Below are 12497 nucleotides of genomic sequence, written 5' to 3'. Positions count from 1 at the left end.
ATTATACTAATTCAAATATTTTTGTCATCATTACCCATTTCTCTCCTGGCTTTGCCCCCGGAATAGCCGCCTGATATTTCCACATCAGCTGTTCCCATTCCTGAACTTTTTCATTGGCAGCATCCATAGCTGATTTTTTCTCAAATGAAAAATCTTCACCCACCTCCATGTTCATAAACAATCTATTTTCAAAACGATAGATCTCCATCTGCAAAATACCTGCATCCAGAATCGAGCGTTTTATTTCCGGCCACACTTCACGGTGGTAATCCTCATATTCCTTGATCAATTGTGGATCGTCCACAAGATCCAAGGCCATGACATATCTTTTCATTACTAACTAATTAATGTGATTTAAGATTTTCCGTTTCCGCAATACTGACATTTCTATTTTGGAAAGCAAACAACAAGACAACAATAAAACAAACCAATGGTACAAAATAGCCATATTGGAAATGTCCCGTTTTATCGGAGATAAAACCCAATATTGGAGGCAATAAAGCGCCGCCAACAATAGACATGACGATCAAACTAGAAGCAGATTTGGTATCGGCACCGATACCTTGTACACCAAACGCGAATATTGTTGGAAACATAATGGACATAAAGAACGCAATGCCAATCAGCGCATATAAAGTCTGAATACCTGATCCGAAGATGACAAATAGGGATAGAACGATCGCTATAGCGGAATAGATGATCAGAAGCTTGGATGCTGATACAAAACGCATAAAAAATGTACCGATAAACCGGCCCAACATAAATGCCAATCCAGCAAACCCAGCATAATCGGCACCATCCTTACCTGATATGCCGGCAGCTTCTGTTGCATATAATACGAGGAAACTTAAAATACAAACTTGCGCTCCGACATAGAAAAATTGAGCCACCACTGCCCAACGCACATTTTTATGACGCAACGCGTGAAAAAAACCGGCTCTACCTTCTTCCTCAGCATCTTTGATATCAGGTAATCTGGTAAAGAAAAACAACGCAGCAATCAATAAGATCAATATCCCTAGTACCACATAAGGCAATTTCACAGCAGCTGTTTCCGACTGAATATACGCCATCTTTGCCTGCTCGGCCATTTGCGCCAGTTCTTCCTGTGATTTGGGTTCATGGGATAAAATAAATTTCCCCCCAAAAATCGGAGCAACAAAGGCCGCTAACCCATTAAAGGACTGCGCAAAATTAAGTCGTTGTGCCGACGAAGCTGGATCTCCCAAAATCGCTACATACGGATTTGCAGCGGTTTCCAGAATGGTAAGACCACAGGCTACAACGAACAAAGCCCCCAAAAAGAAAACATAACTTATCGTATTAGCCGCAGGTACAAAAAGAAAACAGCCAATGGCGAAAAAGATCAATCCGATCAAAATACCGGCTTTATAGCCATATTTTTTCATGATAATTCCAGCAGGAATCGCCATCACAAAATAAGCGATAAATACAGCCGAATCGACTAAGGAAGCCTGGAAATGGGATAAACTAAACGCATTCCTCAAATGCGGAATTAAGATTGGATCAAGGTTATGAATAAATCCCCAAAAAAAGAACAAGGATGTCACCAAAATCAAGGCAAATGCGTAACTCTTTTTATTCGTCATATTTTTCAAATGGTTATAAGTAGTTATTTAATGTAAAATAAGCTTAAAAATGCTAGACAATATTCAAGTATATTATCAAATTATTAAGCTATATTACCATAGCTAAACTGAATTATGTAACTTTACTGCATATATTTCATAATTATGAAAGCACAGCTGCTTCATTTAAATAGCAATCTTGAGCATTCGTTCAACGCGAGAAGAGACAATACGCCCCAATACCACAATCTTTGGCATTACCATGAAGAACTGGAATTAATTTATTTTGCCAAAGGCTCAGGCACCCAATTTATTGGCGATAGTGTCCGGCGCTTTGAATCAGGCGATATTACCCTTGTTGGTTCAAACCTGCCTCACTATTGGTTATTTGACGAGATTTATCTTCAAGAGGAAGGAGCAGAAAGCGCAGATATTCGTGTAATTCATTTTAAGGAAAACTTTTGGGGAAATGATTTCATTAATTTACCTGAAAATAAATCCATCAAAGACCTTATACGTGTATCCAAAAGAGGCATTTCATTATTGGAAAGCAGCCGACTAAAAACTGTGCAGTTAATTGACGCTATCTTGGCAGCAACAGGTACCAAACGTATTATTCATTTATTAGAAATCTTACAATTTATTTCGGCAGAAGAACAACATGATCTATTAACGAGCCCCACTTTTACCATCCAGCTGCAAGATCAGGACGCCAACCGTATGCAGATTGCCATGAAATATATCGGTGAAAATTATCGCGACCAGATACGGCTGCAGGAACTTGCTTCCCTAACGGGAATGACACCCAATTCTTTCTGCCGTTATTTCAAATCACAAATCGGAAAAACACTCTTTCAGTTTCTGATCGAAATGCGTGTGAAGACAGCCTGCAATTTATTAATAGAAAACAAACAGACGGTGAAGCAGATCTGCTTTGAATCAGGTTTTCAAAACTTTTCGAGCTTCCATAAATACTTCAAAAATGTAACTGGCACTACACCGCTCAGCTTTCAGCGATCAAAAACTTAAGACAATTTTACCCAATAAGTTTGAATCTTCCATCAATCGATGGGCTTCAGCAGCCTCCGCAAAAGGAAGCACACGGTATAAAGTAGGTTTGAAATCGCCAACGCTGAGCTTCGGCCATACTTGAGACCAGATATCATCCCGTAGCACTTGCTTAAATTCACGGTCTCTCGCCCGTAGCGTACTTCCCGTTAGAACAATCCGTTTCTGCATTAATTTGAGCAAATTTAACTCGACTCTTGCGCTTTCCATCGCATTAATGTAAACCAATCGACCATCAGGATTCAATAGATTGATATTTTTCTCAAAATATGATCCGCCAATACTATCTAAAATAACATCAACTCGCAAAGGCTTCAGCACCTCCAGAAAATCCTCCGTTTTATAATTTATTGTTTTGACAGCTCCCAATGATTTACAAAAGCTAGCCTTTTCAGATGAGCTGACTGTCGTATATACTACCGCACCAAACAAGGTCGCTAACTGAATGGCCGTACTGCCAATCCCTCCAGCACCACCGTGCACCAAAAAATGATCGTCGGCCTGCAACTTACCCCTTCGAAAGACATTGTCCCAGACCGTAAAAACGGTCTCGGGCAGCGAGGCTGCCTCCGCAAAACCCAAATGGTCGGGAATAGGTAAACAATGTCCCTGATAGACTTTCGCATAGGAAGCATAGCCCCCACCGGCAACAAGCGCACATACACGATCACCAATAGCCCAATCGACCACATCCTTCCCTTTAGCGACTACAATCCCTGCTATTTCCAAGCCCGGTATTCGCCCATCCACACCGGCTGGTGCCGGATAGTTACCTTTACGCTGAAAGACATCAGGTCTATTCACTCCTGCAGCCTTTACTTCCACCAAAACTTCAAGTTCACCGATCTGCGGCATCTCCACATCGCGGACTTCCAAAACTTCCGGTCCTCCCGGTTCAGTAATAATGACGGCTTTCATCATGATTTTTTTGGGTATTTCTGTAATCTTATATTAAGCGAAAGCATAAAATAACGAGCCAGACGATTGTTTCGAACGTCTAAAATATCATTTCCCACCACGGCACGTGAAATACCAGTATTCTGATTCATCAGATCGAATCCCTGAAATCTCAACATCCCCAAGTTATTCCTTCCAAAAGTATATTCCATATAGGCATTGATTATCGTCGGATTAATATTGTTCCATGAGCTCGAATAACCCGCATTAAATTTTTGAGAAAGCTCAAGTCCCATGGTAAAATGTTTCCCTAAATAAGCTTTAGATCCCAACCCAACAATCCCTGAATGTGCCGTGATATTATCTTGTACAGGCCAGTCAAATGTCGCCCTGTTTAAAGAATAGTTTCCATTTAATTCGGCTTCAAAGATATCACTCCAAGTATAGCGGAATTGAAGAGCCTGTGTAAACAAAAAGTGTCCACCAAAGCTCTTTTTATCATTAACATAGGAAATATTGTTGTAATAATCTGCATTACCATTCAAGCTCATCTGCAAATTATCCGACAATAAAGAAGCTGTAAACAAATAATAGCTCTTAATATCATAATAACCTTCTGTATTGCGATAGGTCGTTTTCTGTATCGTTGAATTGGGTTCAATTGTCCGGTTTGCTACAATCTTGTCATTTACCAAGTTAAAAGCCAGACTCGCTTCTAAATATTGACCCCTTCGTGTAATGGACTTCCGATACTTTGAAACAATACTATGTGCAAATTCGGATTTCAAATCCTTATTTCCGATCACAATATTTTGTGTGTTGGTATTATCTACCACAGGCTGTATCTGATAGAAGCTAGGCTGGTTATTACGTCCATAATAGTCCATGGAAAGATCCTCTTCTTTGGTAAACTTCCATTTTAATCCAGCAGAAGGCACGAGATTAACATTTGAATAGGAGGTTTTTATCAGTTTGTCCGTTGAACTTCCCGTTAATTCGGAAGGCTGAACAGCAAAACCGAAGTTCACTTTCACTTTGTCGCTTAAATCTTGCCGATAAATCATGCCGACTTTATTGCTAGCAAAGGAATAGTCGTACTTCAAACTAAGGGAGTCTACCAGTATGGGGCCGTTGTTAAAATTATTGTTATTATCAAAAGTGGAGCGGCGAGCATCAATTTTGGTATAGTCGAAATCGTAATTGATCTCCAAGGTACCACCTAAATCAACAGGCTCCACCAACGACAACCGACTTTGGATATTTTTATTCTCATTGCTGGAACGTACCATTTGATTCAGATAAGTCTCTGTTATTTTTGGCACGTTCGTGCTACTGTCGATCGCTCTATTAAAATCGCGTACTTCCTCATCTTTATCCAGGGAATTAAAATCCGTATGCAATGTATAAAGTACTTTCCGCCCCGGTTTAGTAAAACTTCGCACGTAAAAAAGATCTAAAGCTGCAGCAGGACTTTCTGTACTATTGGCCGCGCCATAGTTTCCCGTACTGCTCAACCGATTATTTTGAATCCTTCTATCTTTTAACGTATTGCTGGTCGAATTGGTCCAAGATAGTTTAGGCGATATTTTAAGCTGATCTTTGGGCGACAGCTTCATATCAAAATCCCAGTCCATTTTATGTATACGATCGATTGATTTTATCTTGTAGTCTTCATAATTACTAATCAAATTATTCGCTGCTTTGCCGTATCCATATATCGATTGTAATAAGGAATTTCCCTGGATATAATTATTGCGCTGCGTAAAGGAATATTTACCGCTTGCTGTTACCGTTTTAGAAAGCGGACTAGAGAAACTCCCCCCAACAGATCCGATTTTATTGACCCCATCCGTTGGATCCGCAAAGTCGGCTAGCTCGCCCATTTCCCGTTCCCGCTCCCCTCCATTGGGAGAGCCGAAAGAAAAGAGATTGGTATTCGTATTATTCACCGATGCAATAACAGAGTACTCTTTACCGTCATTGAAACGATTCAGTCCAGCACTCCCCAAATAACGATCTACCGAACCACCGCCAAGCGTGGCTTGACCAAAAGTAATTTTCTTCTTATCATCTTTGAGCACGATATTCAGGACTTTCTCAGATTCAGCGCTTTTAATTCCTTTTGCCGTCGCCTCATCACCATAAAAATCAATAACCTGTACACTTTTCACAAAATCTGCAGGAAGGTTACGTGTAGCGGTGAGCACATCACCACCAAAAAATTTTTTTCCATCCACCTTAACAGAGGATATGGGCTTACCGAAGGCATAGACAGAACCATCACGGGACACCTGTATATTGGGCAATGCTTTAAGAGCCTCTTCTAAGAGTGCTCGACGATCAAATTGGAAGGCATCCAGGTTAAATTGAACAGTATCCTGCTTATATACTATGGGTTTATATTTTAGTACAACAACTTCTTTTAAAAGAGATACATGGGGAAACATGGTCAATTTTCCGACATCCAATTTAGCTGTCGTGCTATTGTACAAGGGATAACTGCGCTCCAATATACTTAAGCCCAGCTGGCTACAGCTAATACGAATATCATTACCGAGTACACGACTAAAATGAAAATAACCTGTTACGGAAGTGGATGAGAACAAGGTATCGCGAGAACTCGTCAGATGAACACTGACGCCATTTAAGGGCCTTCCTGCAGTATCTACAACAATTCCATAAACTTCTTTTTTTGACACCTGCCCTAAAGCGCTTTTGGGTAAAAAAAACAAGTTCGTTATAGCTAAAAAAAGTACTAACCGGATAATATTCCCGCCCCTTAGTTCCATCAAATAGACTTTGCAATAATACAATTCAATATAAGAATTCTTAAGCTATTAACGTAAAAAGTTGTGATTTTGTATATAAAAAAACGAGCTGTTTTCTCAACAGCTCGTTTTTTACACTATTTTTTACAATTTATTATTCACCTGCAAAGGTAACCTTAACCAGGTGTTTGTCAATTTCCCAACGACCAGTACCGTCTTCACCAATTACATCGAACAATTCAAGGATACGTCTTGCAACAAACTCCTCTTCTACTTGCTCTTCCAAGAACCATTGTACAAAATTAAAAGTAACATAATCCTTCGCTTTAGCACATTTATCGGCGATGTTGTTGAACTGTTCAGTAACAAACATCTCTTGTTCCAATGTTTGTTCAAAAACGCCACGGAACGATTCAAAATCTTGAGGGATACCTGTAACTTCCGGAGAAATTGCACGACCACCGCGGTTGTTGATATAATTGAAAAGCTTCAACATGTGCTCGCGCTCTTCGTTGGATTGCTTCGCAAAAAATTCTGAAGCATTTTCCAAACCTTGATCATCACACCATGAAGACATTGCCAAATATAAGGCTGAAGAATGAGCTTCAACTTTAATTTGTGCATTCAATATATTTTCGATTTCTTCTTTCAAAGAAGATTTTAATTTCAATAAATCTTTCATATTTACCTTAAGTTTAATTTCTAAAACATTAACAGGTGAAACACATTATCACCTGATTACACTACAAAGATACAGCAGATCTTTAAAATGTGTATCAAGAATATGCAATACAAATTCAGTCTAAATTAGACATGGAAATCGCAACTTGTTTAGAATCAATATAATTACAAATACGTAATATTGATACTTTCAATAAGCGATAAATTAAAACAATAAGTAGCTTAAAGGCCTAAAAAACATTGAATGTCAATAAAACCAGCGGGCGGTCTCATTGATACTTATTTAAATTAAAATTAAATAAGGTCTTTCCAAACAAAAAGCGGTGTACATCACAGACGTACACCGCTTTTTTCAATTCATTTATATGTATAGCCTTATGCAAACACTGCAAATGGCGAAACCTGCAAACAAGTTCTGACGACGCTATTCAGTTCCATCATAAATTTAGCGCCATCTAACAATTCGCGCAACTGAAGTACTTCCTCTACAGCTAAGATGAAACATCTTTCCGTACGGAAAGGCATGATGATTTCAAAATCCGATGAACGTGTTGTATCGTGAAGCATGTGCTCAACATCAATCGCATCGATACGTTTCTTAAACTTCAAAAAATCCGATACCGAGAAAGAGGTGGTTTCATTATTATATTCCAACCAGAAACAATTTTTGCGGCTACATTGATAGACTGTACCCGCTGTGGTTGAAAAAACTTCCTCAACATTTGCTAACGGACAAACCAATTCTGACATTTCTATTTCCCTTATCATTTAAATCGATCAAAAATAAATATTATTTATAATCAATCCAAGTAAAACAGAAGATTATTTTGATTTAATATAAATAAGCCTACCAACAACTCATGCAAAATAAATCCTTCCTAATTTCGCACGCTCCAAATTTTGAAAACCGACCGACGTTTTTTTCTGACCAATCGCCACAAAAAAGGAGGTCAGTTGCCACTGACCTCCTGTATGTATTTCTATATTTTAATAGTTATTAATCGTATTCTTCTTCCTCTTCTTCTTCCTCTACGGCAAGAACTTCATTACGCCCATTGATAACTGTATTTTTCGTCTTTGTTTTATGTTTGTTAATCTGTCTACGCAAGGATTCTACAGCAATATCTGTCGCCTCCTCAAAGCTTTTCGCTTGCCCTTTCGCAAAAAGCTGGCTTCCCGGGATATTCAATTTAATTTCTGAAATTTTATTTGCCTCATCATCGACATTTTCCAATCGCAGGTAGCATTCGCCCCCAATAATGGAATCCAAAAACTGCTCCAATTTTCCTGTTTTCTTTTTGATAAACTCGATTAGCTTTTGATCAGCAGTAAATCGAATGGATTGCACAGTAATGTTCATTTTTCCTCCTTTTTTTAAGCTTTTGGATGAGCTTGTTTATAAATTGACTTCAATCGTTCTGCTGAGTTATGCGTGTACACTTGTGTTGCCGCAAGCCCTGCATGCCCCAGCAGCTCTTTAATTGCATTTAAATCCGCCCCATTGTCCAACAGGGCCGTTGCGAAAGTATGTCTCAAAATATGAGGACTTCTCTTACCTTGAGTAGAAATCAGCGTCAATTGCCGATGTACAATATCATAGATCAGCTTGGCATATGCCGGCTTTCCTTCTTTCGTAACGATTAGTAAGCTGTTATTAGTATCAACAAATTGCGTCGCCTTTTGTTGCAAATAGTTTTTCAATTCTTTCAATAAAAGATTATTGATCGGAACCAAGCGTTCTTTGTTCCTTTTACCTAATATAAGAATATTTTTATTAAAAAAATCGATATCCTGCTCCTTAATTTTCAACAATTCGGCCAAACGAATCCCGGTACCGAACAACAATTCCATAACCATATAATCGCGACAGGATTCAAATCCATCCTGCTCCTGTTCCATCTGATCCAATAAACGCACCAGCTTTTCCTTTTCAACGACTACAGGTAGTTTTTTAGCAGTTTTTAACGCTTTAATGAGCGTCATGGGATTTTTCGCGATACACTCTTCTCTTTGCAAAAATTTAAAATAAGTTCGCATTGAAGACATACTCCGGTTGACTGAACTTGCATTTTTTCCGGACTCTACCATTTGCGCGAAATAATGACGTAAATCACGGTATACGATATCCTGCACAGTCAGTCCCTCACGATCCAAAAAAGACTGGAACATCTCCAGCTCATGCTTATAGGCAATAACCGTATGTTCTGAATACCTTTTTTCAATCTGCAAAAACCGAATAAACTCCTTTTCCAACATATTTTCCCTTGCTATATAGCTTAAATTACAAACTTAAAAGCACAAAAAAAAGGGAAAAGCAATGCTTTTCCCTTTATATTTTAAAATTCTCAGCGAATCAATTAGTTAGCTACATCTTGATTCAAAGATTGTTTGTAAATCGCTTTTTTCACTTGAATGCGACGAGTTACAGATCTCTTTTCGTAAGCTTGACGTGAACGCAACTCTCTTAAAACTCCAGTTTTTTCGAATTTCTTTTTGAAACGTTTCAATGCTCTATCTAAAGATTCTCCTTCTTTTACATTTACGATAATCATGCGTTATATATACCTCCTTTCGCCGCTTTTAAATTTAAAGTGGGACAAAGGTAAGCTATTTATTTTTAAAAAGGAAAACAAAATTATTTTTTATAACAATTCGAATTCTTCCAACAAAATTCTTAGCGGTTTCTCCTTCGTACACAATGCCGTATGCCAACCCAATTGTTTTGCTGTCGCCAGATGTTGAGGACTGTCATCAATAAATAAAGTCTCCGCCGGATCCAATTGTTGCTCTTGCATAACCAATTTAAAGATCTCCGCATCCGGTTTGCGCATCCCTACTAAATGAGAGTAATAGGTCTTTTCAAAAAAAACTTCATTGTCGGCAACACCATACTTCTCATGAATATCATTCATACAATAGGCATAATGAATTGCATTGTTGTTACTTAACAAAAAGGTACGGTATCGATCTTTCAACTGGACTAAAATCTCATGATTACCCTGTGGTACACCAATCAGTAAACTGTTCCAGGCCGTATCAATCTGTGCGTCCGTCAGTGCTGGATTTTGGGTTAATGCTCTTATCCCCTCACGAAATTGCGTCGAATCAATTTTTCCTTTATCAAAATTATCAAAAAGTGCACTTTGACCATGATGTCCAAATACGGCATCAACATTTTCTATACCTAACTGAGTAAAAGCATCTTTCAATTTTACAAAGTCGATCATAAAGATCACATTCCCATAATCAAGAACAATATTTTTAATTTTTTCCATCGAATTATTTTGAAATATCGATACAAATATCGATAATTGCATCGTCAAAACGGCACAACAGCTATTTAAATTGACAAAACAAAAGACCTGCTCCTATAGCTCAGTCGGTTAGAGTAGAAGACTCATAATCTTTTGGTCCCTGGTTCGAGCCCAGGTGGGAGCACAAATAAATCCTCATAGCAATATGGGGATTTGTTGTTCAAAACCCTCTTTAATAGCTTTAAATCAACAACTTAAATAAGTATTCGTAGGTTGAGCAGTTAAACTTTAATTTATTCTTTAACAAAGATCACAAATCTTTATAACAATAGTGTATAATCGAGAAACATTTGGCGCATTTTTGGCGCACTTTTCAAGTCGATTTCTTTAGTTAGGACATAATATTTTAAGGTTTAAACCCAGTAATTATTGTGTCTTAATCCATTATAATTTTTACTGTTATAAATTTTAAGTTTTCTTGTTAAGTTTCTGCAACCATTATTTTAAATGGTTACTGTTTCTGCTTATTTTGTTTAGCAACATCTTTCAATAAGATTTGCGCAGTCATATATGCTATCCTCCTTTCCCTCTCTTCTTTTACTTTAGTGACTTTGTTGAATAACGCTTTGTGTATCTCTGCTATTTGCTTATTCGCTCAACCTGTCTTCTTTTACAAATATCGCTTCGGATTTATCTCACAAAATCGTTACTAATTCTAGCGTTTTAGAAGTCTATCTAATGGATTTGGACCTCTTGTCATTTTAATTTCCGTTGAATCAGATTTCAAATATAATGTCATTACATTTGTCTCTGGATCAATTTGAAGTTCAGTGATATACTTTCCTGAGAAAGGTACACTATTTCCTTCTATTACTAAAGTATCTCCCTTAATATGCCAGTTTTCAGTTTTTAAATCCTTAATTTTGATGTCATCAAATCTAGCTGTACCATCCTTGTGAAAAACGACAACATTATCTCTCAGGTCTTTATAGATATTAATTGAATTATATCTAATTATTTGCACTGTCCATCCTCCATCTTCAAGCCTTTCCTGCAATATACTTTTACAAGAAAATAGCATAAGTAATAGTATTGTGATTCCTATCAAATAGAGATGATTTTTTTTCATACTGCTGGTAAAACTGGCTTAAATAATATCTTTTATTAAATATAAGAATATCCAAATTAAAAAGATCGGATTATGAGCTTTTAGAATAAAGTTTCATCGCTCGCCGTCCTGCGAGTTGAGCGAAGGTCGCTGAAAAGAAATGCGCTAGCATGATTCAGCGATATATACGAAGTATACGGAGACTGTTGGCGGTATTTTTGATATGCTGGATCGAGTGTCAGCGGTTAAAAATAGTGACAACATCGTAGCCTGAGCGATCAGCAGGCGAGCCAAACTCTAAAAGCTTGAAGATTTTTAATGGGTGCATGGCACTTATTAAAAAGATTTAGGTGCTTTTATGAAGTGAAGGGATTACTAAGGCATCAAGTATGACAAACTGCAACGCATTAAAAACGAATTTGGATGTAGTCCGATTTCTTTTTTAACTTTGTTTGGCATATCTTTATGCTAGTGATTCCCTAACAGAATGCCATATAACCTCCATGTGGATTTGATCCATAAGTCTTATTTATATACACAATTGTGTAGTATTTTGATTTTTTTTAATCATAAAAGAAATAAATACTATATTCAATGTAAGTGTTTTTGTTGAAAAAATGCATTTATTTCATGAATAGCCATAATAATAAATTTAACCAATTAAAATTGTGTATAGAATTTTAAAGGTGTTTACCTTGCTAATTTTATTTTTCTCTTGTAAGCATATCGAAACTTATGAAGGGTCATCTGATGATGAGGTTGTCGTTGCGTTTGATAAAGTGAAACAGAGTTCAATCAAAAGGGATATTAGTTATTTGCCGCGATGGCAAGAACGGATTGAATTTGAGGGAAGTCTTTTTATTCCAATGAGTACAGATAAAAAACTATCTTCTTATACAACGAACAATACTAAATATTCATTGAACCGGAGAATTTGGCTAAAGGCGATCAAGTACGCCGACAAATGGACTTTTACATTAGTAACGGTTTTACCAAATGATAATCGTGATAGCAAGAATTCAGGTGTTTTTTTATATGAAGATTATGAGACAGGGGGCAAGAGTTACGAAGGCTATATAGGACAAAGATTATTGAAGGGTGAGGTTTATGAACGAGAAATACGAAAAATTAG

At 37.4% G+C, this 12497-nt stretch carries 13 protein-coding genes and 1 tRNA gene; 3 read left to right on the top strand and 11 right to left on the bottom strand.

Annotated elements, in window-relative coordinates; all coding sequences use genetic code 11:
* Window position 1: 1 nt before the first annotated feature.
* Together ACHWSC_RS07480 and fucP are read right to left on the bottom strand one after the other, a co-directional pair.
* The gene (locus ACHWSC_RS07480; protein ID WP_046672141.1) at window positions 2-334 is read right to left on the bottom strand and encodes an L-rhamnose mutarotase; all 333 of its coding nucleotides are present in this window, start codon (window positions 332-334) and stop codon (window positions 2-4) included.
* Between the two features lie 10 nt (window positions 335-344).
* Entirely contained in the window at window positions 345-1610 is a 1266-nt protein-coding gene (fucP, locus tag ACHWSC_RS07475) for an L-fucose:H+ symporter permease (protein WP_201669475.1), read from the bottom strand.
* A gap of 144 nt (window positions 1611-1754) precedes the next feature.
* Between fucP and ACHWSC_RS07470 the strand changes: the two genes are divergently transcribed.
* Window positions 1755-2618 (top strand): AraC family transcriptional regulator, encoded by an 864-nt coding sequence (locus ACHWSC_RS07470; RefSeq protein WP_394676343.1) that lies wholly within the window; start codon window positions 1755-1757, stop codon window positions 2616-2618.
* On the opposite strand, the gene ACHWSC_RS07465 is transcribed toward ACHWSC_RS07470, so the two are convergent.
* From ACHWSC_RS07465 to ACHWSC_RS07430, 8 genes are all read right to left on the bottom strand, one after another.
* Window positions 2607-3578, bottom strand: coding sequence for an NAD(P)H-quinone oxidoreductase (locus ACHWSC_RS07465; RefSeq protein WP_394676342.1), 972 nt, complete (start codon window positions 3576-3578; stop codon window positions 2607-2609). The genes ACHWSC_RS07470 and ACHWSC_RS07465 overlap by 12 nt on opposite strands.
* Entirely contained in the window at window positions 3575-6253 is a 2679-nt protein-coding gene (locus ACHWSC_RS07460) for a TonB-dependent receptor (RefSeq protein ID WP_394676341.1), read from the bottom strand. Before ACHWSC_RS07460 ends, ACHWSC_RS07465 begins: the two co-directional genes overlap by 4 nt.
* 223 nt (window positions 6254-6476) lie before the next feature.
* On the bottom strand, window positions 6477-7004 hold the full coding sequence (locus ACHWSC_RS07455; protein WP_145329685.1) for a ferritin: 528 nt from the start codon (window positions 7002-7004) through the stop codon (window positions 6477-6479).
* Window positions 7005-7378: 374 nt separating this feature from the next.
* On the bottom strand, window positions 7379-7771 hold the full coding sequence (locus tag ACHWSC_RS07450; protein ID WP_286735318.1) for a DUF6686 family protein: 393 nt from the start codon (window positions 7769-7771) through the stop codon (window positions 7379-7381).
* 229 nt (window positions 7772-8000) lie between these two features.
* Entirely contained in the window at window positions 8001-8363 is a 363-nt protein-coding gene (gene hpf, locus ACHWSC_RS07445) for a ribosome hibernation-promoting factor, HPF/YfiA family (protein ID WP_088162635.1), read from the bottom strand.
* 14 nt (window positions 8364-8377) lie between these two features.
* The gene (locus tag ACHWSC_RS07440; RefSeq protein WP_120336217.1) at window positions 8378-9259 is read right to left on the bottom strand and encodes a tyrosine-type recombinase/integrase; all 882 of its coding nucleotides are present in this window, start codon (window positions 9257-9259) and stop codon (window positions 8378-8380) included.
* Between the two features lie 101 nt (window positions 9260-9360).
* Complete coding sequence (gene rpsU / locus ACHWSC_RS07435; RefSeq protein WP_046672133.1) at window positions 9361-9555, bottom strand: 30S ribosomal protein S21; 195 nt, start codon at window positions 9553-9555, stop codon at window positions 9361-9363.
* A 90-nt stretch (window positions 9556-9645) separates the two neighbouring features.
* Entirely contained in the window at window positions 9646-10278 is a 633-nt protein-coding gene (locus tag ACHWSC_RS07430) for an HAD family hydrolase (protein WP_394676340.1), read from the bottom strand.
* Between the two features lie 89 nt (window positions 10279-10367).
* Here ACHWSC_RS07430 and ACHWSC_RS07425 point away from each other — a divergent pair.
* Window positions 10368-10441, top strand: a tRNA-Ile gene (locus tag ACHWSC_RS07425).
* Between the two features lie 531 nt (window positions 10442-10972).
* On the opposite strand, the gene ACHWSC_RS07420 is transcribed toward ACHWSC_RS07425, so the two are convergent.
* Entirely contained in the window at window positions 10973-11386 is a 414-nt protein-coding gene (locus tag ACHWSC_RS07420; protein WP_394676339.1) for a hypothetical protein, read from the bottom strand.
* Between the two features lie 647 nt (window positions 11387-12033).
* On the opposite strand from ACHWSC_RS07420, the gene ACHWSC_RS07415 reads away from it, so the two are divergent.
* Window positions 12034-12497: hypothetical protein (locus tag ACHWSC_RS07415; RefSeq protein WP_394676338.1), on the top strand; the 464-nt coding region annotated here is incomplete at its 3' end.

It is taken from the genome of uncultured Sphingobacterium sp. (assembly GCF_964277905.1).
Taxonomy (GTDB): domain Bacteria; phylum Bacteroidota; class Bacteroidia; order Sphingobacteriales; family Sphingobacteriaceae; genus Sphingobacterium; species Sphingobacterium siyangense.
This window is presented reverse-complemented; position numbering and strand designations above follow the sequence as displayed.